Genomic DNA, 25486 nt, shown 5'->3' with positions numbered 1-25486 from the left:
TGATAGGCTCATCTGCAAACCTTTGCAACGGATTTATGCAAACGTTTGCAGCTTAAATTGGCGATGTCGCGTCGGACGCCGTATATCATGGCCGGCAAACAGCTGACGGGTCGGGGCGTGGGGAGGGTCGGTGTGGAGAAAGACGCGGTTTTTTCAGACCTTGCGGCGCGACAGCCGTCTTTCATGGCGGCGGATGCGGCGGCGTGGCTGATCGAAGCCGAGGCTGCGGCCTTTGCCGCGCTGCGCGCCGGAACGGCGGCGTGGGCGCTGCCCTGCTTCGATCGTCTGTCGGATCGGTGGCCCGACTCGGCCCGGCTGCATTGGCTACGCGCGCTGCTGCTGCGCGAGGAGCAGTCGCACGAGGCGGCTCTGCGGGCCGCGCAGGAGGCTGTCCGGCGAGCGGCGGATGATCCCCGCGCGCAGGCGCTGATCGCGCAGCTGCGCTACGAGACCGGGCGGACCGCCGCGGCCGATTTCGCCGCCGCGCGCCAGCTGGCGCCGGACGATCCGGGACTGATCCGGGGGCAGGCGGGCGCGCTCGCGGCTGAGGGTGAGGGGGCGGGGGCGTTGGCGCTGCTGGACCGGGCGCTGGCCGACCGCCCCGGCTGGGTCGAGGGACAGGCCTATCGGGCCACGCTGGGCCGGCTGTGCGGCATCAAGGGCCGGGAGGATGGCGGCTTCGCGGCGGCGGCGGCGCTCCAGCCGCGCAATCTGGCGCTCTGGATGGCGTGGTTCCATTGGCGCGCCAAGACGAAGGACTGGGCGGGCGCGCGCGACGTGCTGGCGCAGGCAAGGCGGGCGTGCGGGGATGCGCCCGCGATCGAGGTCGCGGGCCTCTATCTCGCGGCCGAATCGGGCGAGGCGCAGGATCGGCCCGACCTGTTCGATGGCCATGCCGCGAGTGGCGATCCCGGCCTGATGCTGGCGCAGGTGCGCCATGCGCTGCGCTGCGGCGCGCCGGACCGGGCGGCCGGGCTGGCATGGGCGCAAATCGGCACGCCGGCGGCGTCGCTGTTCTGGCCCTATCTGTCCCTGTGCTGGCGACTGCTGGGGGATGATCGCGCATCCTGGCTGGATCGGCCGGAGCAATTCATCAGCGTCAGCCAGATTGGTCTGGACATGGTGGCACTGGAGGAACTGGGTGCGCTGCTGCGCACGCTCCATGGCGCGGCGGCGCCCTATCCCGACCAGTCGGTGCGCGGCGGCACCCAGACGGACAGGCCGCTGCTGTTCCGGCATGAGCCTGTCGTCCGCCAGGTACGATCCGCGATCGAGGCGGCGGCGAGGGACTATATCGACGCGCTGCCGCCGCCCGAACCGGGGCATCCGCTGCTGGGGACACCGCGCGGAGAGGTGATGTTCGCGGGAAGCTGGTCGGTGCGGCTCAGCGCCCAAGGCTATCATGCCGCGCACAGCCATCCCGCCGGCTGGATCAGTTCGGCGCTCTATGTGTCGCTGCCGGAACCGGCGATGCTGGGCATGGCGCCGGCGGGGTGGCTGCGTTTCGGGACGCCGCCGCCGGAACTCGGCCTGGATCTGGCGCCCTTCAGCGCGATCGAGCCGGGCGTCGGGCGACTGGTCCTGTTCCCCTCGACGCTCTGGCACGGGACCATCCCCTTCGACGATGGCGAGCGGCTGTCGATCGCCTTCGACGTGCGGACGCCGCGCTTCTAGGTGGTCCGATCCTGACATTCGATACCGTTTGAACCCAGGTTACAGTCGAATGTCAGACTCTTCAGGACCACTGGAAATCATGGATTCTAGTGGATTTTACGATTTTGACATTTGCAGACCGATCCCGGCCGCCAAGGGATGCAAATGTCAAAATCAATCCACTAGCGAACGGCGTCGAACAGGAAGGCCGCGCCCTTATAATCCCCCTTCAGCTTCGCCTTCAGCCCCTGTTCCATCCAGTAGGCGCCGCTCGCCTGGGCCGGCACGCCGTCCGGCAGCACCGCGCCGTCGAGCATCCGCACCCGGTAGCGGCGCGCGGGGTCCAGCCCTTCGACCCTGATCGCCGCCACATTGTCGCGGAACAGGGAGCTGTGCAGCATCTGGAAGAGCACGGCCTGACCCTTGTCGGCGGAGACATAGACGGTGGCGGATGTCGCCGTGCCGGGCAGGGGTGAGGCGATGCGATACAGGTCGCCGCGCTGGACGGTCTGCCGGATGCTCTTGTACGCCGCGATCCACTTGCGCGCGGTCGCGAAGTCGGCGTCCTGCCAATGATCCAGATTGGCGCCGATGCCCAGGCTGCCCTGCATCGCCGACAGGAAGCGATAGTCGAGACTCGTTTCCCGGCCGTTGCCCCAATTGGGGCTGTCGGTGACCCATGCCATCATGATCGAGGGCGCATAGGCGCGGGTGAAGCCGTCCTGGATGAGGAGGCGGTCATAGGGATCGGTATTGTCGGAGGTCCAGCTCTGGTCGGTCAGGCCCATGATGCCAAGGTCGATCCGGCCGCCGCCGCCCGAACAGCCCTCGATCTCCAGCCCCGGATGGCGACGGCGCAGTTCGGCGAGAATATGGTAGAGATTGCGGACATATTCGACCTGCAAGCGCTGCTGGTCCCCCGCTGCGGCCTCGGGCCAGCCGGCCTCCGTCCAGTTGCGGTTATAGTCCCATTTGAGGAAGGCGATGTCATTTTCGCTGACCAGCCGGTCGAGCACGGCCAGAAGATGGTCGCGCACGTCGGTGCGGGCGAGGTTGAGCACCAGCTGGTTGCGCCCCTCGGTGCGTGGCCGATCGGGAAAGTTCAGCACCCAGTCGGGATGCGCGCGATAGAGGTCGCTGTTGACGTTCACCATTTCCGGTTCGACCCACAGGCCAAAATCCATGCCCAGCGCCTTGACCCGGTCGATCAGCGGCTTCAGCCCGTTGGGGAATTTCCGGCGGTTGACCGTCCAGTCGCCAAGCCCCGCCTTGTCATCGTCGCGCGCGCCGAACCAGCCGTCATCGACCACGAAACGCTCCACGCCGATCCTTGCCGCCTTTTCGGCAAGCGCCATCTGCCCGGCCTCGGTCACGTTGAAGGTGGTGGCTTCCCAGCTATTGTAGAGGACCGGGCGAATCCTTGCCCCGGTCCCGCCGGGAATGATATTCGCCCGCTGGAAGGCGTGGAAGCGCCGCGACGCGTCGCCCATGCCGCCGGCGGTATAGCCGCTATGGATGACGGGCGTTTCGAGCGTCTCTCCGGGCCTGAGCGACCAGGCGAAGTCATAGGGATTATAGCCGCCGCTGATGCGTACCCGGCCCAGATTGTCGGCCCCCACGGCGATGCGGAAGGAACCGGACCAGGCGAGCGCGCCGAACCAGACGGGGCCGTTCGTTTCGCTTGTCCTGCCGTCCCGGCCGATGGCGAACCAGGGCTGGTTGCCATGTCCGGTCGAACCGCGGCGGCTTTCCAGTACGGTGAGGGCGGGGGTGACGGGCACGGCCATCTGCGACCATTCGGCGGCGTGGCGGCCGGTCAGATAATGGAGACGATAATCGTCGCCCGTGGGCAACATATAGGTGGCCGCAGCCATCTGGTCGATCCGGACCGGCCGGCTGTCGCCATTGCGGACGCTGGCGGAACGGGACAGGATGCCGGTCGCCGGGTCGATCGCGTAGCGGAGCGTGACGGTCAGCGGCCGGCGGATGTCCGCCAGTTCCACGGTCAGCGTCTCCCCCGTGACCTTGTGGCCGCGATATTTGAGCACCAGGTCGCGATTGCCGTCGGCGAACACGGCCTTGATGCCGGGTTCGCTCACCAGCCCTTCGCCCTGTCCGGGATATTCCTGGGGCGTGATCGATCCCGCCGGGTCGAAGCCCGACAATTCGCCGGGCGCCCTGGCCGCGAGGGGCGCGGCGGCATCCAGCGCGGCGCCCCAGTAGAGCGGTTGCAGATAGCCCTTTTCGTCCACGCCCACCGCATAGGTGACGCCGCCGCCGTCCAGCCGCATGGTCCGCCCGTCCGCGCTTGCCGTCACCTTGGCCCAGCCCGCCGCCGGCGACAGGAAAATCATGGCCATGGCCGTCATCGCCCAGCTCTGTCCGATCCGCATCCTCGTTTCCGCCTTCCTATGTTGTCCTGTCTGTTGGGCCGGCTATTCCGGTACGCCTTCCAGCGCGCTCCAGGCCAGGGCCACCGCGCCGAGCGGTCCGGCCTGATCGCCCAGCGCCGGGGCGCGGACGATCGCGGCGATGCTGTCCGGGGTAACGAACGGCAGATAGCCGTTGAGCTGCGCTAGCAGCTTGGCCCGCACCCTGTCCATCAGCTCCGGCCGGCCCATGCCGACGCCGCCGCCGATCAGTATCTGGCGCGCCGCCGTGGTGAGCAGCAGGGTGCCGACCAGTTGGGCGATGTCATGCGCGACATGATCCCAGCGGGGATCGTTGGCCGCGATCCGGTCGCCGGGCGCGCCGAACCGCCTGGCGAGCGCCGGGCCGCTGACCAGCCCCTCGATACAGTCGCCATGGAAAGGGCAGGCGCCCGCGAAATCGTCGCCCGGCGCGCGACGGATCTGGATATGGCCGAGTTCCGGATGCATCGCGCCGTGCAGCGGTCGGCCCTGCATGGCGAAGCCGCCACCCAGGCCGGTGCCGATGGTGAGGTAGCAGAGACAGTCCGACGGCGGGCTGGATTGCGCGCCCGCGCCCCAGCGCCATTCCGCCAGAGCGGCGCCGTTGACGTCGGTGTCGATGCGCGCGGGGCAAGGCAGGGCCCCTGCCAAGGCGCCAAAGATGTCCGCGCCGACCCATCCCGGCTTGGGCGTAGGCAGCATATGGCCGAAGTCGGGCGCGGTGCGATCCAGTCGCAGCGGTCCGAAGGAGGCGATGCCCAGCGCGGCGAACGGTTCCTCCGCCTGCCAGCGGTGCAGGATCGCGGCGGCGGCAGGCAGCGTTTCGTCCGCCGTGGTGGTGGCGATCGTCTCCCGTTCGAAAATTTCGCGTCCGCGCGCGCGCAGGACGAAGACCTTGGTCCCGCCCAATTCCACTCCCGCCAGCAGCGGCGCTGCATTCATGACACCAGGCCTCCCTTGTCGCCATCCAGCCGCAAGTGGACAAAGGGCGCGAAGCTGCCGCCGAACCGGCGTTCCGTCCCGCTGCCCCAGTCGTCCACGAAACTGGTGACGGACAGATCGGGTAATATCATCCAGCTATAGGCTTGTGCAGGCGCTTGTGGCGGATTGGCGAAAACCAGGCCGCTGCCGTTGATGGGCCGCCAGGGTCCGGCCAGCGTATCGCCGACCATGCCGTACAGGCCCGTCGGGCCGGTCGCCGCATCGGGATTGAAGACATGACGCTGGGTCGACCAGAAGAGATAATATAGCCCCTGATGATGGACGACATGCGGCCGTTCCAGTTCATTGTTCAGCCCGTCGGCCGAAATCAGCGGCGGCGCGATCGTCCAGCGATCGGGCTGGTCCGCCGGGGCGGACGCGAAACCGACGACGCCATTATAGGCGGACTGCGATCCCGCCAGCGACCCGGCGAAGAACAGATAATGGCGGCCATCGGCGGGATCGCGGAAATAGGCGGGATCACGAAACGCCTTGATGGTGCCGATCTGGCCGCCGCCGCTGGTCGGCATGTAGAAGGCGGGATCGGTCGGGATGACTTCCGTCAGGGCGTGCCAGCCGGTCAGGCGGCCATCATCCGCCAGGCGGGCGCGGGCACTGAACATGCGCTGGGCGAAGCCGGGCTCGGTCTCGCCGCGATAGCCGGCGGCGGTGAAGTAGAGGATGATTTCAGCGCTGGCCTCGTCGAATATGGCCGAACCCGACCATTCCCGGCTGCCGGGAGAGAAGCCTTCTGGCATCGCCGGACCAAGATGGTCCCAGCGCCCGTTTTCATGTCGAAAAAGATGGATGCGCGCATGGCCATGGCGTTCATCGGGATCGGCGAAATGGGGTGCCGCGAGCGCCATCCACAACTGGACGCCGTCCTGCAGCACGAGGGGCGTGCCGTCGCGCTGCTGCACCGGCCATGCGTCCCATATGTCGATAGCGGGCGATATGCGCGTGAAATCCCCGGCGTCGATCAGTTGCGAAGCCGGTGGAGCGGCGGAAATCGCGCCGACATGCGCGGCGGTCCAGTCTGTGGCCATAGACGGCGTCCTCTCGTGGGGAGGAGGATGCCCCCAAGCGTGCAGTCTTGGCGACATCCTCCCCCAAGGTGGAAATCAGGCTGGATACGGACCGGGGAGCGGCCGTTCGCAATCTGCTCCAACAGCGCGATAAGGCATTAGGCAAACGTTTGCAACATATGTTTTGAAGTTCGGCACCGACATGTGGCGCATGGTCGGTGTGGCGATCGCCTGGCCACCCTGAAAGTTTATCATGTGGAATGTCGGTTCACATTGAGAAAGTATATGAAGTGTTTTAGCTTTTGAATTGGCAGTCCATGCCGAACGAGCAGAGGGAAACAGGGGATGCAGGAAGCAGTTGTCAGGCGCGGGATCGGCGTCGCCCTGAGCGTCGTGGCCTTGCTGAGCAGTACGCCCGCATCCGCCCGCGAGGCGCTGCTGTTCGACGGCCGGAAGGTCGCCACGGTGATCCATTCCGATGACAGGCCGCTGGAACTGGCGGCGGCCATGCTTACCCGCGACCTGCTGAAAGTGACGGGGATCGCTCCGCGCCGGTCGGCGGACCTGCAGGATTGCGCGACCCTGTGCATTGTCATCGGGAACAGGGGATCGGCGGTGATGGATGCGGTCGTGCGGGACAGTGGGCTGGATCTTGATTCGCTGAATGGCGAGTGGGAGCGTCATGTCCGGGTCCTCGTGCCCTCTCGCAGCCATCCGGGCCGCCAGTATCTGGTGATTGCCGGGTCCGACGTGCGCGGGGCGATCTGGGGCATGGTGGATCTGACGCGCGAGATGGGCGTTTCGGCCTGGGAGTGGTGGGCGGACGTGGCGCCGCAGAGGCGGAAAAGGTTGGCGGTCGATGGCGGCCATCGCCTGTCGAAGGCGCCATCTGTCCATTATCGCGGCATCTTCCTCAACGACGAGGATTGGGGATTGCAGCCCTGGGCGGCGCGCACATTCGAGCCGGAGACGGGCGATATCGGGCCCAAGACCTATGCCCGCATCTTCGAACTGATGTGGCGGCTGAAGGCCAATTTCATCTGGCCGGCGATGCATGACAGCACCCGGCCCTTCTACCAGATTGCGGGCAATGCGCAGGCCGCGCGCGATCATGCGATCGTCGCGGGCACGTCCCATGCCGAACCGATGATGCGCAATAATGTCCGCGAATGGGATGACAGGGCGCGGGGGGCGTTCAACTTCTTCACCAATCGCGACGCCATGATCGAGTATTGGCGCGTCCGCGCGGTGGAGGTGGCGCCGTTCGAGAATGTCTACACCGTCGGGCTGCGGGGCAAGCATGATTCCGAGATGGAGGGGGCCGCAACGCCCGGTATCGCCCGGGATGCGCTCGCCAAGGCAATCGGCGTGCAGCGCGGCCTGCTGGCCGCAGCCCAGGGCAAGCCGGCGGACCAGGTGCCGCAGGCCCTGACGCTCTACAAGGAGGTGCTGGACCTGTACGGGCTGGGCCTGAAGGTGCCCGACGATGTCACGCTGGTCTGGCCCGAGGATAATTACGGCTATATCAGCCAGTTGCCGACCGAGCAGGAACGGGCGCGCCGGGGTGGGTCGGGTGTCTATTATCATGTTTCCTACTGGGGGCGTCCGCATGATTATCTCTGGCTGGGCACCACCCACCCCGCTTTGATCCGCGAACAGATGGAGCGCGCCCGGCAGATGGAGGCGCGCCGCATCTGGATGCTGAATGTGGGTGACATCAAGCCGGCCGAATATCTGACCCAATATTTCCTCGATCTGGCGTTCGACCACGAGCTGTTCGGGCAGAGGGCGCGCGCCCATATGGAAACATGGCTGGCGAGACAGTTCGACGCGCCGCTGGCGGGCCGCATCGCCGACATCATGACGGACTATTATGATCTGGCCTGGGAGCGGCGGCCGGAGTTCATGGGTTTCAGCCAGGTCGAACCCACGCGGCCGATCCGGATCGGCGATCATGTCCGCACCGGCGGAAGCGAGGCATGGCGGCGGATCGACCGCTATGCCGATCTGGTCGCACGGGCGGAGGCGATGGCGGCCCGCATCCCGGCGGATCGGCGCGATGCCTATTTCCAGCTGATACTCTATCCGGTGCGGGGTGCGGCCAGCATGAACGAGCGCAATCTGAAGCTCGATCTGGCGGCGCTCCATGCCCGGCAGGGCCGGCCTGTCGCCAACCGGCTGGCGCAGGAGGCGGAGGCCGCGCATGACCGGATTGTCGCGGATACGGCGGCCTATAATGACCAGCGGGACGGCAAGTGGCGCGGCATCATGAACATGGCGCCCCGCGACCTGCCGGTCTTCGCCCGGCCGGTCTTTCCCAAGGCGGATTTTCCCCGGAAGGCGGGCTGCGGGCTGGATGTGGCCGAGCTGAGTTTCGTCGAGGGGCGCCCGGCGCGCCACGCGCTGACCGTGCATGGCTGGGGCATGGACGGCGAGTGGCGGCTGGCGGACCAGAAGGGGATCGTGGCCGAGGCGACACATGGCGCACTGACGGCCGCCAACGGCTTTCAGCAGCGGATCATCCTGTCCTATGACGGCGGCGGCGCGATCAATTTCGGTACGCTGGAATGTGGCGGCAGGCGCCTGGCCGTCGCGGGGCGGTTCATCCGTGCGGGGCACGCCGCCGCCCCGGTCGAGATCGATCGCACCATTTCCCTGACCGCGGCGTCGCCGGCCGCGATGAACGAGGATTGGGAAGTCGTGCCCGGGCTTGGATCGCGGCAGGCTGCCTTGCGCGCGAAACTGAACCTTCCGTCGCGGGATGCGCCGGGGGAGACGCAGCCGTTGCGCTATGTCTTCGAGACGGGAAACGAGGCCGGGGCGGAATTGCGCGTCGTCGCCGTTCCGGTCCATCCGCTGACCTCCGCCAACGGCCTGCGTCTGGCGGTGCAGGTCGATGACGGCCCGGTCCGGATACTGGATTTCGAAACGCACGGGCGCAGCGAGGACTGGAAGCGCAATGTCCTGGGCAATATGGCTTTCAGGGGCATCGCGTTGCCGCAACTGGCCGAGGGCAGGCACGAGATCCGAGTCCATGCGCTCGATCCGGGCTTTCTGCTGGACCGGATCGACGTCCGGCTGGACGGCGCGGCCGACTTCTATGGCGCGCCGCCCTTGTCCTGAGCGGGAACGGTCAGAAAAATATCCCGCCGCCGAACCGGCGGGGCGGAATGCGACCCTTTGGGACGTCAATAGTCGACGCCGACGGTCACGCCATGGGTGCGTTGCGGACCAGACGGTTGCGACCAACGCGCCTTACCATCGGGGGACAGCAGCGCCTCCGAAATTCCGGTCAGCGGCGACTGCGCCCAGGCCGGTAAGACCGACCTTCCGGCCGTAACCGGCGCTGCGCTCATCCCAGCGTCCGCCGGAACAGGGCAATCGTCCGCGCCCAGGCGAGATCGGCGGCGGCCTTGTCGAAGCGCGGCGTGGTGTCGTTGTTGAAGCCATGCTCGGCGCCGTCGTAGATGAAGGCCCGATAGCGGATGCCGGCTTTCTTCAGCGCCTCTTCATAGCCGGGCCATGCGGCGTTGGTGCGCGCATCATTGCCGCCATAGTGGATGAGCAGTTCGGCCTTGATCGCCGGCACCTCCTCGATCGGCGGCGGGCTGCCATAGAAGGGCACGGCCGCCCGCAGGTCGGGAACGCGCGCGGCCAGCAGGTTGGCGATGCCGCCGCCGAAGCAGAAGCCGACAGCGCCCACGCGGCCGTTGCCGCCCGCCATCCCCTTCGCATGTGCAGCCGCGGCGATGAAATCCTCCTGGATTTTCGCGCGGTCCAGCGTCGCGAACATCGTGCGCGCCTTGTCCTCGTCGCCCGGATAGCCGCCCAATGTGGTGAGGGCGTCTGGCGCAACGGCGAGAAAGCCGTCAACGGCCAGGCGGCGTGCAATATCTTCGATATGTGGGTTGAGGCCGCGATTTTCGTGTGCGACGAGGATCACCGGCAGCCTGGCGTCGGCCCTGCCCACCGGTCGGGCCACATAGGCGCGGATCGTGCCGTTGCCCCTGGGCGACGGGATGTCGACATGGCTGACGGCGATGCGCCGGTCGTCGGGCGGGATCACTTGGCCGCGCGCGAAATCGGGACTGAGCGTGGTCAACATCGCGGTGGCGGCAGCGGTCCCGCCGACATGGATCGCGCATTGCTGGAGGAAGCCGCGCCGGTCGATCGTCCCATGGACATAGGCGTCGAACAGGTCGAGCACGGCGCGGGGATAATCGGCGGCGCGCCTGGATGAGGGCGTGTCGGATTCACTGGGCATGGGGCACTCTCCTTCGCCGGCCTTGATCCAGTCTTCCTGTCCGTCGCCGGCTTGTCCAGCCAAACATGATCGCCCGGCGCGCATGATGGGTGGAACCGGCGGCCAAGCCTCGCTATGGCGTGGCATCCCCGATCGGAAACAGGATCATCGCCTTCTCATGACTGTCTCGCCGTCGCGCCGCGCCATCGGCCCTTTCACCGTGTCTCCCATCGGCCTTGGCTGCATGAATCTCAGCCATGCCTATCTGCCCCGGCCGGAACCGCGGCAGGCGGAAAAACTGCTGCTCCATGCGCTCGACCACGGGGTCGATTTCTTCGACACCGCCGCGCTCTACGGCTTTGGCGCCAATGAAGAACTGCTGGGCCGCACGCTGATGGACCGGCGCGACGCATTCGTGCTCGCCAGCAAATGCGTGCTGGGGGGCAAGGACGGGCAGCGCGGCCTCGACGGATCGCCCGATGCGATCAGCGCGACGCTGGAGGATTCGCTGCGGCGGCTGAAGGTCGAGCATATCGATCTCTATTATCTCCATCGGCTCGACCCCAATGTGCCGATCGAGGAGTCCGTCGGCGCGCTTGTCCGCGCGGTCGAGGCCGGGAAGATCGGCGCGATCGGACTGTCGGAAATGTCGGCCGCGACGCTGCGTCGCGCCCACGCCGTCCATCCGATCGCCGCGATGCAGACCGAATATTCGCCCTGGACGCGCAATGCCGAAGTCGCGGTGCTGGACGCCTGCGTGGAACTTGGCGTCGGCTTCGTCGCCTTTTCGCCGGTCGCGCGTGGCGTGCTGGCGGGCGGGGTCGGACCGGACGGCGTGCCCAAGGGCGATATTCGCGGCGCCATGCCGCGTTTTCAGGCGCCGCACCTCGCGCGCAATCTGGAATTGGCGGCGCAGTTCAGGACGATCGCGCAGGACGCGGGCTGCACCATGGCGCAACTGAGCCTGGGCTGGGTGCTGTCGCGCCGCCCCAATATCGTCGCCATTCCCGGTACGACCAGCATCGCCCATCTGGACGAGGATCTGGCGACGCTGTCCTTCGACCTCTCCGCCGAGACGCTGGCGGCGGTGGACGCGCTCTTCACCTTCGAGGCGGTGTCGGGGCCACGCTACCCCAAGGCCGCGCAGGCGCAGATCGATACCGAGACCTGGCCGGGCGAACCGCTGGAATAGCCTATCGCACGACGACCCGGACGCGTCCCAGATTCTGGATACGCGCAAAGGGCGTTGCCCTGTCACCATGGCGTTCCGATGCGACGCGCAGGGCGGGGAAATAGACGCCTGGCCGGGTGAAGGCGTACCGCGCGGTCAGCCGGACGCTCGATGGTGATCCGGCCGGAAGGCGCGCGCTGACCGGAAAGCGGCCGTCGCCCTCGAAGTCCCATTCGGCCGAGACGATCTTTCCGGCACCCGGCGGAACTGCGATGGTTGCGCTGAACGCGACCGGCTCCCCCGGCCTCGCCGTCGCCATGTCGCCGCCCCGGACCGTCACGGTCGCGACCGGCTGGATGCCCTTGCGCGCCGCCGCGTCCGCCGGAACCAGCACCTGGCCATCGGCGATGCGATAGGCGGTGCCGGCCGGAGGCGCGACGCCCTCTTCCACCCAGGCGGCCAGATCGCGCAGCGCCTGCTGCAACATGCCGAGATAGCTGACCGTGCGGGTCGGATCCTCCTGTCGGCTGCTGTCGCCGTGCAGCGCGTGATCGGTGTACCAGAGCCGCACATGATCGTCGGTCGCCGCGCCCAGATGCGAGGCGATCCGCTGCCGATACCAGTCCGCCTGCCAGGGCATGGCTTCGCGGTCCCACAGATTTTCGACGATGATCATCTTGCCCTTGAAGCGGCCCGTCAGCTGCGATCCGGCGGTGGACTGGACGAAGAGCGGCCCGATGATCATGGGACGCTGGGGATAGATTGGCCGGCCATCGGGCTTGCGGAACTGATCCCAGACCGGAAAGTCCGGCCCCGGCACCTGGTGCCGGTGGTAGGTCTGCGCGGCGAGGAAGTTGCTGTTGTCGACCTGGACCGCATCGCCGGGCTTGAGGCTGGCTGCCAGCGCCGGGTCGGTCACGCCCAGGATCGCGATATCACCCTCGATCCGGCTGAGCGCCAGCCGCTTGCCCATGCCCGCGCCGGATGCGACGACCAGGTCGCCGCCGAGAAAATCGACCCTGGGCGGGGCGCTCGACAGGCGATAGGCGACGATCCGCTGGGCCTCGTTGCCCTGCAAGGCGGCAAAGGCATTGTCGACGCCGCCATCCTTGCGACCGTCGACGACGCTGGTCGAGAGACCCATGCGGGCCGCTTCCGCCGCGCTGATCGGTGCGGCGATGGCGGTCTTGTGCTGCACCCGCGCGCCATCGAAGCCATGGGGATCGTCAAAGCCCAGATAGCCCGGCTTGGTCCAGAAATCGTTGAAATAGGTGGGATCGGCCATCACCAACCCCTGATAGAGGGCGGCGAAGCCATGGACGCCCATGGTGCGGTAGCCGAACCAGGAGGGCGTCGGGAACCCCATGCGCGTAACCTCGCGCAGGGCGGCCGCCTCCTTCGCGTTCAGCCCGGCATAGGGATTGCCGCTGCCGCCCGGCTCCACGGCATCGACGATCTGCGGGAAACGGTCCTTCAGCAGACGCATCGCGTGCATCCGCACGGTGAACATGTTGGGGATCGCCATGGTCGATCCGATCACATAGGGCACCACCCCGTCCCAGACGCCGTCGCTATTTTCGATCGAACCGATCGTGCGGAAGCCGCCGCCGCTGCCGCCATAGGCATAGCCATAGGGTCGTTTGCCGCCATATATGGACTGCGCCACCACGCGGGAATAACGGGCCGCCGCCGCATTGGCGCGCCAGGCGGCGATGGTCGGATCGACCCCCTTGCCCGGCATCCCGACCTGATCGCGGCCGCCGCCGTTGGTCTCGACGAAATAGGCGCCCGATGCGATGGCGAAACCGATCTTGTCCTCTTCCGGCGTGCCTGGAAGCTGGGCGTTGTTCTCGCTGTCGGGAACCGGCGTGATATGCTGGAAGAAGCGGCCCTGATATTGGGCAGGCTCAGGGAAATAGAAGGAAAAGCGCGTCTGCGTGCCCTTGAACCCGCCATGGACGTAGCGGTGACGGACGGGAGCGTCGTGCCATTCATCCTTGTCGATATAGGGCTGGGCGAACAGCGCGTCCTCCACCGACGGGGAGGCTGGTGGGGCCGGCGGAACGGGCGAGGAGGCGGCGCCCGTCGATCCCGCCATCAACAGGGCCAATGTCGCAGCAGTCGCCAGCGCCTTCATGTCCGGTCCCCTCCTTCCATCCTTGTCAGGCGATCGCCGCCGTCATGGCCCGTCGCCCCGCTTCCGCGTGCCAGTGATCCGCATCGCCGCCCAGCACGGCGTTCAGCATCGCCCGCTTGAGGAAGAGATGGCAGGGATGCTCCATGGTCAGGCCGATTCCGCCGTGCAGCTGGATCGCCTCCTCGGCGATCAGGCGATAGACGCCTGCCGCATGGGCCTTGAGCGCGCCCATCGCGATCCGGTCCGCCGCCGGATCCTCGGCGCGCGCCCAGAAGAGCGCTTCGGCCGCCGCCAGCGCGGTCTTCATGTCCGCGACGCGATGCTTGAGCGCCTGGAACAGCGCCAGCGGACGATCGAACTGGCGCCGGGTCTGAAGATAGTCGATCGTCATCGCGAGTGCGGCCTCCGCGCCGCCCAGGCAATCGGCCGTGAGGGCGATGCTGCGCAGCGTGGCGATCCGGTCGGCCAGTGCGGCCGCCTCCGCCCCCGCCACCAGCAGGATCGCGCGATCGTCGGCGACCGTTACGTCGAACAGCCGCCTGGTCCGGTCCCAGGTAGGCCGTTCCGTGACGGTGCAGCCTTCGATCGGCGCCAGCAGGATGCGCGCTTTGTCGGTCAGCACGATATGGCTTGCCCGGTCGGCATCGAGCACTGCCGTGGCTCCATCGGCCAGGGGCGCCGTCATCACCTCGCCCGCCATCGCCCGTTCGAGCAGCGCGTCCTGCCCGGTTGCGGTCAGCGCCTCAATCACCAGCATCTGGGCGATGGCCGGACCCGGCACCAACGCGCGGCCCAGCGCCTGATGCGCCACTCCGACGGCTTCCAGCCCCAGCCCCAGGCCGCCCTGGTCCTCCGGGACGGCCATCATCAGCCAGCCCATCTCCGCGATCATGGTCCAGCTGCGATCGGCGTCGGGTACCAGGTCGGCCGGCGGAAAGGCGCGTATCGCAGCATCCTGCAATTCGGTGCGGGTCATGCTCATGCTGCATCCTCCCGCAGCGTCCAGCCTTTCGGCTCCCGCGGCATCCCGAGCAGACGTTCGGCGATGATGTTGCGCTGCACCTCGTCGCTGCCGCCTGCGATGGTCCAGGCATAGCTGTTCATGAAATCGGCCATCCAGTTGCCCGTTTCCATCCCCCCGCCATAGGTGATCGGGGCATGATATTGCGCGTCGATCCCGCCGATCCGCACCCCCAGATCGGTGAAGACCCGCAGCGTGCGGGCATAGGCGAGCTTGACGATCGAGGCGTCTCCCACCCGTTCCTCGCCCGCGATGCGGTTGGCCAGGAACTGGTCAGCCACCGCGCAGGTGGCGTCCACGCGGGTCGCCAGCTTGCCCAAATCACGCAGGATGCCGGCATCCTCCTGCCGCCCCGCCGCGCGGATGAGGTCGGCGATCCGCCACAGCGCGCCCTTCATCCGGGCGCTCAGTTCCAGCAGGGTCAGGCCGCGCTCGGACGCAAGGGTCGATTGCGCCACGGTCCAGCCCTGGCCTTCCTCGCCCAGCCGGTCCGCCACCGGCACCTCGACATTGTCGAGGAACAGTTCGGCGAACTCCTCGTCGCCATGGATCTGGTGGATCGGGCGGATGGTGACGCCGGGCGCCCGCAGGTCCAGCAACAAATAGGTGAGGCCGGCCTGCTTGGCGCCTTCGCTGCTCGTCCGCACGAGCAGCAGGCATTTGTCCGCGAACTGGCCCATGGTCGACCAGAGTTTCTGGCCGTTCACCACATAGACGTCGTCGCGCCGTTCGGCGCGGGTCCGCAGCGCGGCAAGGTCCGATCCGGCATTGGGCTCGGAAAAGCCCTGGCACCATATCTCGCCTTCCAGGATGCGGGGGATGTAACGCTGCTGCTGCGCCTTGCTGCCCCATTCGAACAGGGTGGAGGCGGCGTGATAGGTCGACATGAAGGAGAGGAGCAGGCGCGGCGTGTCGGCGCGGGCGAATTCCTCGTAGATGACCTTCTGCTCGGCCAGGCTGCGGCCGCCGCCGGGCCATCCGGCGGGCCAGTGCGGCACGGCATAGCCGCCCTCCACCAGCGCGGCGAACCAGCTGCGTTGCAGCTCCAGAAAGGCCGCCTCGCTCGTGCTGCGGGCGCGCCAGTCCCTGGGCGCATGATCGGCAAGCCAGGTCCGCACCTCCTGCCGCAGATTAGCCGCCATGTCGGTCAAGCTGCCACTCTCCTCGTTCGTTCATGCCTCTGTGCGTCGGCCGGGCGCCAATTGCGATGGCCGACGCGCCGGATGGCGCGCGATATCGGCAAGGCGATGAAGATTGCCGCGCGGCTCAGAGCGCCACCTCGATCATGCCGTCCACGATCCGCACCGCATAAGTCGCGATCGGCTCCGTGGCAGGGCCGGTCAGCGGCTCGCCCGTTTCCAGATCGAAGCGCGCGCCATGCGCCGGGCAGGCGATCCAGCCCAGCCGCATCCGGCCGCAGGCGAGCGGTTCCTGCGCATGAGAGCATAGGTTGTCGAGGGCATGAACCTTCCCCTCGAGATGGCACAGCATGATCGAGCGGCCGTCCGTTTCCACCGCCTTTGTCGCGCCATTCGGCACGTCCGCCAGCCGGGCGAGGGGGGTGTAGCGGATGTCGGTCATCGGCGGTCTGGTCCTTGTCGGTCGCGCCGATATTCTCGCGCCGAGCATCCCTTGTCCAAGCCCCGCCGCGCCATATCACCGGGGCGTTCTCTTGGGGGCTGCCCTGTTCTCGGCGCCGGGCTTTGGGTACCCGGAGACATGCGCCATGCCGGAAGAGCGATGCGATGAATTTTGAGTGGACAGAGAAAGAGGCTGGCTTTCGCCAGCGACTGCGCGATCTGCTGGCCGACTGGCTGCCGGAGGATTGGGAGCGTTTTTCGCAGCATGGTCCGGCGTCGCCGGCGCTCACCCGCTATGCGGAGGGCTTTTGCGGCAGGCTGGCGGAGGAGGGGTTGCTGATCCCGCACTGGCCCGTCGCGCTGGGCGGGCTGGGCCTTGATCCGTGGCACCAGGCGATCTTGGCCGAGGAGATGTGGATCGCGGGCGAACCACGCGGCGGCCAGTATATGAACGTCAACTGGATCGGCCCCACCCTGATCCGTTATGGGTCGGAGGCGCAGAAGGCGCGCTACCTGCCACCGATCGCGCAGGGGCGGGCGCTCTGGTGCCAGGGCTTTTCCGAACCCGGTTCCGGGTCGGACCTGGCGTCGCTGCGAACACGGGCGGTGCGCGACGGCGAGACATATCGCGTCAACGGGCAGAAGATCTGGACCAGCTATGCCGGCCTGGCGGACAGCTGCTTCCTGGTCTGCCGGACCAGTGACGATCGCAAGAAGGGCATATCCATCCTGCTGGTGCCGATGGACACGCCCGGCATAACCGTGCGGCAGATCCCCTCGCTGATCGGCGAGGGCGATATTCATGAGGTATTTTTCGACGATGTGACCGTGCCGGTTTCAGCGCTTCTGGGCGAGGAAGGCCAGGCGTGGGAGATCATCGCCTATTCGCTGACCAACGAGCGGCTCGGCATACCGCGCTATGCGCTCGCGCGCGCGGCGCTCGACCGGGCCGTGGCGGAACTCAGGATGCTGGGTGACTGGCGCGGCGATGCGGTGAAGATCGAGGCGGCCCATGCGGCCGCCCTGTGCGAGGCCGCCCGCATGGCGAGCTATGCCCTGATCGACCGTCGCGCCAAGGGCGAGCGGATCGGCGCGGAATCCAGTTCCGCCCGGTTCGCGACGGTGATGGCCGAGCGGCGAGTGTGTGAGTTCGTCGTCGAATATCTGCCCGAAGCGCTGGCGGACGCCCATCCTTATCTGAAGATGCACCACCAGCGCGGCATCGTCGCCGGCATCGCGGCCGGTTCGGCGGAAATCCAGCTCAACATCATCGCCACCGATATTCTCAAACTGCCCAGGGAGCCGCGCTGATGGATCTGGCGCTGAGCGACGATCAGGTCGCCATTCTCGATGCGATCGACAGCCTGACACGGCCCTTCGCCGCGGCTTCCCTGCATGACGCCGGTTTTGCCTTGCCCGATGCGCCGCTGGACCGGGCGCTTGCGGAGGGAGGGTTTTTCGACGTCGGCTTCGACCCCGATCTGGGGATCGTCACGGCGGCGCTGGTCGTCGCGGCGCTGGCGCGCCTGCCGCAGGCGGTGGAGGCGGCGGCCAGCGCGGTCGTCCGGCCGTTGCTGGGGGATGACAAGCCCCGGCCGCTCTGCCTGGTGGAGGAGGGTCGGGAACATCGCCCGATCCGGTTTCTCGCGCCCGGCGCGACCGTGCTGATGGTCGGTGCCTCCGACGTGTCCTGCTTCATCGTGGCCGCGGATCAGGTGCGCGCCGAACCCGACGCACTCCACGCCTATCCGATGGGCAACCTGGTCGCCGCGCCCGTCGATCGCGCACGCCTGGCCCTTTCGCCGCAGGATGTGCTGACTCGCTGGCGCATCGCGCTGGCGGCGGAGGCTGCGGGCCTGCTCGGCGCGGCGCTGGACAGCACGGTCGCGCATGTGACCGATCGCCAGCAATTCGGCCGGCCGCTCGCGACCTTCCAGGCATTGCGGCACCGGCTGGCCGAAGCGCAGGTGCGCGCCAATGGCGTCCACTGGCTGGCGATGAAGGCGGCGGCCACGCTCGATCCGGCGGACGCCGCGCTGGCGGCGCTGCACGCCCAGGAATCGGCGCGCCTCGCGGTATACGACTTCCACCAGTTCCTTGGCGCCATGGGTATGACGCTGGAGCATCCGCTCCATTTGTGGACCTATCGGCTGAAGGCGTTGATCGGGGAGCTTGGGGGGCGCGGCGGGCAGGCGCTGGTCGCCGCCGAGGCGCTGTGGGGATAAGCGGCACGGGCGACGCGGAGATGGTCCGAGCCGCCCGCCGCCCGCGGGGTCAAAGGCCCAGGTCGAGAATCGGCCCGTCGAAATTGCCGGCCAGCTTCTGTGTCGCGGCGAGCAGGCTTTCCCGTGGCGCGCCCTTCAGATAGCCATCGATGATCCGCTGGTAATTGCTGATCAGCCCCTCGATATCCTTCGACAGTCGCATGAAGTCGAAGCCCTGCGCGTGAAGCCCCTTCTGCTGGATGGGGATGTTGGAATAATCCTGCCGGGGGATCTGCGGGAAACGGTCGCTGTCATGTGGCAGCATCACCGTCTCCATCACCGGCGGGGGTTCCTGGCCTTCGGGGAAATGAGTGAGCGACCAGAGTTCGAACAGGCAGCTTTCCGGTCCCAGCGGGCGGATGCGATAGGCCGCCATGCTCGAAAGGAAAGGCAGCAGGAAATAGTTGGGGAAGATGAACTCGACCGCCTTCACCGGAGTTTCCATCGCGATGCGGTTGAGGTCGGGCGCCGGTTCGCCGCGCACGCGTGCCGCTTCGGTGACGCAATGGTTGACCATCCCGAACCAGTGCATGATCGCCTGCTGCGGATCTTCGGGCAGTTCGACATCGACCAGCGTGCGCGCGACCGCGACATCCTTGGCGTGGCACATGCCGGCCATGCCGTCGCTCAGCAACTGCATATGGTCGACCTGATCCTGGATATTTTCCTTCATCGACCGATGCATGTTGATCGGCACGCCGATCCCGCCCGTATCCATGCCGTACATGCTGTTGTAGAGGATCGGCACCTTCTGTTGCAGCTGCGGATGCGTCCGCATCACATGATAGCCTTCCATGAAGGCTTCCATCGCGATCTTCCAGTTGGCCGGCAGCACGGTGCCGAAGCACCATTCGGCGCGCATCCTGTCGGCATGGTAAGCGTCGAGCCCGGCCGCGAGCGGCCCCAGCTGGTCGCGCAGGGACGGCGCATCGTCATCGAAATTGATGAAGACGCAACCGATCGCGATCTCGCTGCGGCAGGGGCGCAGCGCTAGGTCGTCCTCGTCCAGCTGCCGCTCGCTGAACATATGGCGGCCGTAGACAAAGCTGTTCTTGCCCTCGCTGTTCCAGCGCCAGCCATGGAAGGGGCAGATGAAGCCCTTGCCCTTGCAATTGCCGTGCGGTCCTTCGGTCAGCGGCACACCGCGATGGCGGCAGGCATTGTGGAACGCCCGGATGCCGTCCTTCCCGCGCACGATGATGACCGACTTGCCGAGATTGCTATATTCGATCCAGTCGCCGATCTCCGGAATCTGCTCGACCCGGCACGCCATCTGCCAGACATGGGGCCACAGATGCTCGACCTCCTGCTGGTAGAAATCGGCGTCATAGTAGCGCGGCGTGGGGATGCGCTCGGGATCGTTCACCTCGAAGGGCACGTCGCGCGCCTTGGTCATCACATCCTCCGCCATGGTTCACCCTGTCGCTATCCTGTCCTGGGCACCGGAGCGTAAAGACTGGCGAAGGCGGTTCAAGGATGAACGGCCGGCCGGCCTGCTTCATCGCCGTGCCGATGGAGCGGGAGGCCCTGATCGATTCATTCCGGGACGACCGGATATTCCCGGTCCAGTTCGGCCAGCACATCCTGCGTATCCGTGCCCAGTCGGGGCGTCGGCCCGGCCACCCGGCCCGGCGTGCGCGAGAACCAGGTCGGCACGCCCGGATAGCGCACCGTGCCATAGGGCGCCTCGACGGATTCGAAGAAGCCGATGGCATTCAAATGCGGATTGTCGAACAGTTCGTCGGTGGTGCGCAGCGGCGCCGCCGGGATATGCAGCCGCTCCAGCAGATCGAGCCATTCCTGCGTCGTCCGTTCCAGGAAGGTCTCGCCCAGCAGCCCGTAGACGCGTTCGATCTGCTTCGCCCGCTTGGCCAGCGTATCGAAGGCGTCGCTGGCCCAGGGCGGCTGGACAGCCTGGATAAAGGCGTTCCAATGCTTGTCATTATAGACCAGCGCCGCGACATAGCCGTCCCTGGTGCGATAGGGCTTGCGGTTGCGCGCCACGACGCGGTGATAATGGGCCGGCCCGAGCGACGGGTCGAACATCATCCCGCTCGCATGTTCGGCCAGCATGAAGGAGGCCATGGTTTCGAACATGCCGACTTCCACTTCCTGCCCCTCGCCGGTGCGTTCGCGATGGAACAGCGCCATCATCGTGGCATAGAGCGCGGTCAGCCCCGACACCTTGTCCGCCATGATGGTGGCGGCGAAATCGGGCTGGCCGGTCATCAGGCCCTGAAGGTGCGGAATGCCGCATTCTGCCTGGATGGTGTCGTCATAGGCGGGCTTGTCGGCATCCGGACCGCGACGGCTGTACCCATAGCAATTGGTGTAGACGATGTCGGGGCGGATCGCGCTGACGGCGGCATAGTCGAACCCCAGCCGGGCGATCGCCTTGCCGCGCATGGAATGGATGAAGATGTCGGCGGTCGCGATCAGCCGGCGCAGCGTCGTGCGATCGGGCTCCTGCCGCAAGTCCAGCACCACGCTGCGCTTGCCACGGTTCACATTGGTGAACACGCCGCCCAGGTCGGGCGTCGGCCCGGCATTGATGTAGCGGGTCGCGTCGCCACCGTCTGGCGGTTCGATCTTGATGACGTCGGCGCCCATGTCCGCCATGATCTGCGTCGCATAGGGGCCGAAGACCATGGAGGTCAGGTCGACCACCCTGATGCCCGACAAGGGGCCGCCCCCGGCGGTGCCTGCGTTCATTTCGCTCTCCTGTTCCATGCATCGGGGCTAGGATAGGAAGGCGGAGAAATCCACGCGCAACCGCTTCGCCCCACCGATATGTCGCGGGCGTCCGATTGTGCGCTCCGTTGGCCGCTGATACCCCCGACGCGGATCGGGAGAGAAACAGAGGCGAAGCGTCCGTGGATTTTGCATTGACCGAAGATCAGCGGAGTATCCGCGAAAATGTGCTCCAGCATTGCGGGCAGTTTCCCGACGATTATTGGCTTGCGCGCGACCGGGACGGCGTCTTTCCCGATGATTTCTATGCCGCGATGGCCGGTGCGGGCTGGCTGGGCGTCGCCATGCCGGAATCGGTCGGGGGCGCGGGTCTTGGCATTACCGAGGCCGCGATCATGATGCAGGCGGTGGCCGAGGCGGGCGGCGGGATGACCGCGGCATCGACCATCCACGGCCCGGTGTTCAGCCTGGAGCCGATCGCGCTTTTCGGGACCGAAGAGCAGAAGCAGCGCATGATCCCGCCTGTCCTGTCGGGCGCGGAAAAAATGTGCTTCGCCGTGACCGAGCCCAATACCGGCCTGGATACGACCAAGCTCAAGACGCGGGCTGAGCGGGTCGAGGGCGGCTATCGCGTCAATGGCGAGAAGATCTGGATCACCAACGCCCATGTCGCGGACCGCATGATGCTGCTGGCGCGGACGACGCCCCTGGAGGAGGTGGCCAACAAGACCCATGGTCTCTCGCTCTTCTTCACCAGGCTGGATCGGGATCGTATCGAACATCAGCTCATCCCCAAGATGGGTCGCCATGCGGTTGGATCCAACATGTTGTTCATCAACGATCTTTTCATTCCCGAAGGGGATCGGATCGGGGAGGAGGGACAGGGTTTCCGCATCATCCTCAAGGGACTGAACCCTGAGCGCATCCTGCTGGGCGCCGAGGCGATCGGCATTGGCCGCAACGCGATCCAGCGCGCCGCCCGCTATGCGCGCGAAAGGATCGTATTCGACCGGCCGATCGGCATGAACCAGGGAATCCAGCATCCGCTCGCCAAATGCTGGGCGCAGCTCGAGGCGGCGAACCTGATGGTGATGCAGGCGGCGACCAAGTTCGACAAGGGCGAGGATTGCGGCGTGGAAGCCAATGCCGGCAAATATCTGGCGGCGGAGGCCGCGTTCGAGGCCTGTCATACCGCCATGCTGACCCTGGGCGGCATGGGCTATGCGCAGGAATATCATGTCGAACGATTGCTGCGCGAAGTGCTGATTCCGCGCACGGCGCCGGTCAGCCCGCACATGATCCTGAATTTCCTGGCGGAAAAAGTGCTCGATCTGCCAAAATCCTACTGATTGCCCCGTTTCGTTAAAAAGGTGCCTGACCGAATGTCCGTGACCCCGCCCACCAAGATGCGTTCCTGGCTCTTCGCGCCGGGGGACAGCGAAAAGAAGATGGCGAAGGCGGCCGACAGCGCCGCCGATATTGCGCTGTTCGACCTGGAGGATGCGGTCGCGCCGGAGAACAAGGTTCTCGCCCGCCAAATGATCCACGATTTCCTGCGGACGAGGGACGGGCTGGAGCGTTTGTGGGTGCGGGTCAACCCGCTGGATGGGCCGCATACGCTGGCGGACCTGGCGGCGATCATGCCGGCCCGGCCCGGCGGCATCATGTTGCCCAAGGCCAATGGACGATCGGATGTCGAGCGTCTGGATCATTATCTGTCCGCGCTGGAGGTGGCGAACGGCATTGCGGAAGGATCGACCCCGCTGATCGTGCTCGTGACCGAAACGGCCGAGGCCATGTTCCATACCGGCGACTACAAGGGCGCGCCGCGTGTCGTCGCGCTCAGCTGGGGGGCGGAGGATCTGGCCGATTCGATCGGCGCCAGTTCCAATCGGAATGCCGACGGCAGCTATGGCTACACCTATGAACTGGCCCGCAGCCTTTGCCTGCTGGGCGCCGCCGCCGCCGGGGTAGCCGCGATCGAGACGATCCAGGGCGATTTTCGCGACCTGGACAGCTTGAAGAGTAGGGCTGAAAAGGTCCGTCGCGACGGGTATCGCGGAATGCTGGCGATCCACCCGGCGCAGGTGGACGTGATCAACGCGGCCTTCTCCCCCACAACCGATGAAATCGCCGAGGCGCAGGCCATCGTCGATCTGTTCGCCGCCCATCCGGGGGTCGGCACGATCGGTTACAAGGGGGGAATGCTCGATCGTCCGCATCTTAGCCGCGCCGAACAACTCTTGCGGCAGGTCGGGCCGTGACACGCGCTGCACCTGTCCATTTCGCCGATATGTTAAGGGCCGGCGATGCGATCGTCTTCGGCCAGGCCTGCGGGGAACCGACCAGCCTGGTAGAGGCGCTGATCGAGCAGGGCGCTGGGATAAGGGGCCTCACCGCCTTCATCGCGACCAGCTTTTCCGGCCTGTTCACGCCGGAAAGTGCCGAGAGCTTCGCCCTTTCGAGCATGGGTGCGATCGGGACGCTCCGGTCGATGACGAAGGCCGGCCGGTTGCAGATCATCCCTGTCCATGTCAGCCAGGTCGGGCCGCTCATAACCGCCGGGATCATCCCCTGCGACGTGGCGATGATCCAGGTCAGCCCGGCCGATGCCGACGGCAACCATAGTTGCGGCCTGATCAGCGATCATGTCCGCGCCGCGGTCGACAAGGCGCGGGTCGTCATTGCCGAAGTCAACGAAGCCGTGCCCTTCACCTGCGGCGAGAGCATATCCGCTTCGGCGATCGACATGGCGATTCCGGTCAATCGACCGCCGGTGGAGGTACAGCCCGCCGCCATCGGTGCGGTCGACGAGGCCATCGCCGGGCACTGCGCCGCCTATATCGGCGACGGCGCGGTCATCCAGACCGGCATCGGCGCCGTGCCCGACGCGCTGCTGCGCCTTCTCAAGGATCGCAAGGATCTGGGCGTGCATTCGGGCATGATCGGCGACGGGCTCGTCGATCTGGTCGAGGCCGGGGTCGTCACCAACGCCCGCAAGGAAATCGACGCCGGCGTTTCCATCAACGGTGCGCTGATCGGCACCCGGCGCCTGTATGACTGGGTGCATCGCAACCCCGCCATCCGCATGTGCGCAACCAGCTATACCCATGATGCCGCGATATTGGGCCGGCTGTCCCGACTGGTGACCATCAACTCGGCGCTGGAGGTCGACCTGACCGGCCAGGTCAATGCCGAACAGTCCGGCTCCGCCTATCTCGGCGGCACGGGCGGCCAGGTCGATTTCGTCCGGGCTGGCGCGCGATCGCCCGGCGGACGCTCGATCATCGCCCTGTCGGCATCGGCCAAGGGCGGGACTGTCAGCAAGATCGTGTCCCAGCTTTCGGGTCCGGTCACGACCGCGCGCAGCGACGTCGACATCGTCGTCACCGAATTCGGCGCGGCGGAACTCAAGGGACAAAATCTGGCCGAGCGCACGCGCCGCCTGATCGCCATCGCGCATCCTGATTTTCGCGAAATGCTCGAGCGCGCGGCCCACATGATCCAGCAGCAGGGGTTCTGACATGAGTGACGCCGTCCTTTTCGAGGCCCGCAGCGACGGTATCGCCATCCTCACCATCAATCGCCCCGAACAGCGCAATTGCCTCAGCCGCGACGTGCGAGAGGGATTGCGGGCGGCATGGGATCGGTTCGAACGCTGCCCGACCCTGCGCATCGCCATTCTGACCGGTGCGGGAGACCGGGCTTTCTGCGCGGGCGGCGACCTCAAGGAGATGGTCGAGACCGGGATGAGGGTGCCGCCGCGCGACCTTTTTCCGCTGCCCTATGACAGCATAGAACTGTCCAAGCCGACGATCGCGGCGGTCAACGGGGTGGCTTTTGCCGGTGGATGGATGATCGCCCAGGCCTGCGACCTTTGTGTCGCCAGCAACACGGCGCGCTTCGCCATCACCGAGGTCAAGGTCGGTCGGTCTTCCCCATGGGCGGCGCCGCTCATTCACATGATTCCCCAGCGGATCATGATGGAAATCATCCTGACCGGAAAGCCGATCACCGCGCAGCGGGCCTATGAAATCGGTCTTGTCAATCGGCTTGCCGAGCCGGCGGCGCTGATGGACGCGGCGCTGGAACTGGCGGCGGAAGTCCTGGAAGGCGCGCCGCTCTCCGTCAAGGCGGGCCGCGACACGGTGATGCTGGCGACGGAGATGGGCCGTGCCGCAGCGCTGCAGGCTGCGCGGGCCGCGTCCGAACATGCCTATATGAGCGACGATGCGCAGGAAGGTCCGCGCGCCTTTGCCGAAAAACGCCGGCCCGATTGGCAGGGCCGCTGAACAGACAGGGCGGCCGC

20 protein-coding genes are annotated in these 25486 nt (G+C 66.7%); 9 read left to right on the top strand and 11 right to left on the bottom strand.

Annotated elements, in window-relative coordinates:
• Window positions 1-183 precede the first annotated feature (183 nt).
• A complete protein-coding gene (locus tag K3M67_RS17470; RefSeq protein ID WP_285833590.1) occupies window positions 184-1674 on the top strand; it encodes a putative 2OG-Fe(II) oxygenase in 1491 nt (496 codons plus the stop codon).
• A 161-nt stretch (window positions 1675-1835) separates the two neighbouring features.
• Here K3M67_RS17470 and K3M67_RS17465 read toward each other — a convergent pair whose 3' ends face one another.
• The 3 genes from K3M67_RS17465 to K3M67_RS17455 form a co-directional block, all read right to left on the bottom strand.
• Complete coding sequence (locus tag K3M67_RS17465; protein WP_285833721.1) at window positions 1836-3944, bottom strand: alpha-galactosidase; 2109 nt, start codon at window positions 3942-3944, stop codon at window positions 1836-1838.
• A 144-nt stretch (window positions 3945-4088) separates the two neighbouring features.
• Window positions 4089-5006 (bottom strand): ROK family protein, encoded by a 918-nt coding sequence (locus K3M67_RS17460; protein WP_198162994.1) that lies wholly within the window; start codon window positions 5004-5006, stop codon window positions 4089-4091.
• Window positions 5003-6091, bottom strand: coding sequence for a glycoside hydrolase family 68 protein (locus K3M67_RS17455; RefSeq protein ID WP_285833589.1), 1089 nt, complete (start codon window positions 6089-6091; stop codon window positions 5003-5005). Before K3M67_RS17455 ends, K3M67_RS17460 begins: the two co-directional genes overlap by 4 nt.
• A gap of 324 nt (window positions 6092-6415) precedes the next feature.
• Here K3M67_RS17455 and K3M67_RS17450 point away from each other — a divergent pair, with 324 nt between their 5' ends.
• The gene (locus K3M67_RS17450; RefSeq protein ID WP_285833588.1) at window positions 6416-9193 is read left to right on the top strand and encodes a glycosyl hydrolase 115 family protein; all 2778 of its coding nucleotides are present in this window, start codon (window positions 6416-6418) and stop codon (window positions 9191-9193) included.
• Between the two features lie 65 nt (window positions 9194-9258).
• Here K3M67_RS17450 and K3M67_RS17445 read toward each other — a convergent pair whose 3' ends face one another.
• Both K3M67_RS17445 and K3M67_RS17440 read right to left on the bottom strand, forming a co-directional pair.
• Entirely contained in the window at window positions 9259-9426 is a 168-nt protein-coding gene (locus K3M67_RS17445) for a hypothetical protein (protein ID WP_285833587.1), read from the bottom strand.
• Window positions 9423-10334 carry a dienelactone hydrolase family protein gene (locus K3M67_RS17440; RefSeq protein ID WP_285833586.1) on the bottom strand — a complete coding sequence of 304 codons (912 nt, stop codon included), beginning with the start codon at window positions 10332-10334 and terminating at the stop codon, window positions 9423-9425. The genes K3M67_RS17445 and K3M67_RS17440 overlap by 4 nt, the downstream gene beginning before the upstream one ends.
• Window positions 10335-10491: 157 nt before the next feature.
• Here K3M67_RS17440 and K3M67_RS17435 point away from each other — a divergent pair, with 157 nt between their 5' ends.
• Window positions 10492-11505, top strand: a complete 1014-nt coding sequence (locus K3M67_RS17435) for an aldo/keto reductase (protein ID WP_066863767.1) — start codon at window positions 10492-10494, stop codon at window positions 11503-11505.
• Between the two features lies 1 nt (window position 11506).
• Here K3M67_RS17435 and K3M67_RS17430 read toward each other — a convergent pair whose 3' ends face one another.
• From K3M67_RS17430 to K3M67_RS17415, 4 genes are all read right to left on the bottom strand, one after another.
• Window positions 11507-13621, bottom strand: coding sequence for a hypothetical protein (locus K3M67_RS17430; protein WP_285833585.1), 2115 nt, complete (start codon window positions 13619-13621; stop codon window positions 11507-11509).
• A gap of 25 nt (window positions 13622-13646) precedes the next feature.
• The gene (locus tag K3M67_RS17425) at window positions 13647-14603 is read right to left on the bottom strand and encodes an acyl-CoA dehydrogenase family protein (RefSeq protein ID WP_285833584.1); all 957 of its coding nucleotides are present in this window, start codon (window positions 14601-14603) and stop codon (window positions 13647-13649) included.
• Window positions 14600-15784, bottom strand: coding sequence for an acyl-CoA dehydrogenase family protein (locus K3M67_RS17420; protein WP_285833720.1), 1185 nt, complete (start codon window positions 15782-15784; stop codon window positions 14600-14602). The genes K3M67_RS17425 and K3M67_RS17420 overlap by 4 nt, the downstream gene beginning before the upstream one ends.
• Window positions 15785-15908: 124 nt before the next feature.
• Window positions 15909-16223, bottom strand: coding sequence for a Rieske (2Fe-2S) protein (locus tag K3M67_RS17415; RefSeq protein WP_285833583.1), 315 nt, complete (start codon window positions 16221-16223; stop codon window positions 15909-15911).
• Between the two features lie 164 nt (window positions 16224-16387).
• Here K3M67_RS17415 and K3M67_RS17410 point away from each other — a divergent pair, with 164 nt between their 5' ends.
• Both K3M67_RS17410 and K3M67_RS17405 read left to right on the top strand, forming a co-directional pair.
• Window positions 16388-17533, top strand: a complete 1146-nt coding sequence (locus K3M67_RS17410) for an acyl-CoA dehydrogenase family protein (protein WP_285833582.1) — start codon at window positions 16388-16390, stop codon at window positions 17531-17533.
• Complete coding sequence (locus K3M67_RS17405; protein ID WP_285833581.1) at window positions 17533-18447, top strand: acyl-CoA dehydrogenase family protein; 915 nt, start codon at window positions 17533-17535, stop codon at window positions 18445-18447. The genes K3M67_RS17410 and K3M67_RS17405 overlap by 1 nt, the downstream gene beginning before the upstream one ends.
• Window positions 18448-18496: 49 nt before the next feature.
• Here the strand turns inward: K3M67_RS17405 and K3M67_RS17400 are convergent, their stop codons facing one another.
• Window positions 18497-19882, bottom strand: a complete 1386-nt coding sequence (locus K3M67_RS17400; RefSeq protein WP_066863763.1) for an aromatic ring-hydroxylating oxygenase subunit alpha — start codon at window positions 19880-19882, stop codon at window positions 18497-18499.
• A 140-nt stretch (window positions 19883-20022) separates the two neighbouring features.
• Window positions 20023-21198, bottom strand: coding sequence for a CaiB/BaiF CoA transferase family protein (locus K3M67_RS17395; RefSeq protein WP_285833580.1), 1176 nt, complete (start codon window positions 21196-21198; stop codon window positions 20023-20025).
• A gap of 161 nt (window positions 21199-21359) precedes the next feature.
• Here K3M67_RS17395 and K3M67_RS17390 point away from each other — a divergent pair, with 161 nt between their 5' ends.
• From K3M67_RS17390 to K3M67_RS17375, 4 genes are read left to right on the top strand one after another with little or no spacing between them, the layout of a single operon-like run.
• Window positions 21360-22526, top strand: a complete 1167-nt coding sequence (locus tag K3M67_RS17390) for an acyl-CoA dehydrogenase family protein (protein WP_285833579.1) — start codon at window positions 21360-21362, stop codon at window positions 22524-22526.
• Window positions 22527-22559: 33 nt separating this feature from the next.
• A complete protein-coding gene (locus K3M67_RS17385) occupies window positions 22560-23441 on the top strand; it encodes an HpcH/HpaI aldolase/citrate lyase family protein (RefSeq protein ID WP_198162993.1) in 882 nt (293 codons plus the stop codon).
• Window positions 23442-23470: 29 nt separating this feature from the next.
• A complete protein-coding gene (locus K3M67_RS17380) occupies window positions 23471-24700 on the top strand; it encodes an acetyl-CoA hydrolase/transferase family protein (RefSeq protein WP_066863271.1) in 1230 nt (409 codons plus the stop codon).
• A 1-nt stretch (window position 24701) separates the two neighbouring features.
• Window positions 24702-25469, top strand: coding sequence for an enoyl-CoA hydratase/isomerase family protein (locus tag K3M67_RS17375; RefSeq protein WP_285833578.1), 768 nt, complete (start codon window positions 24702-24704; stop codon window positions 25467-25469).
• The last annotated feature ends 17 nt before the right edge of the window (window positions 25470-25486 follow it).

The organism is Sphingobium sp. V4, from assembly GCF_029590555.1.
Classification (GTDB): Bacteria; Pseudomonadota; Alphaproteobacteria; order Sphingomonadales; family Sphingomonadaceae; genus Sphingobium.
Note: the sequence above shows the minus strand (reverse complement) of the source record. Positions and strands in the feature narration are given on the sequence as shown.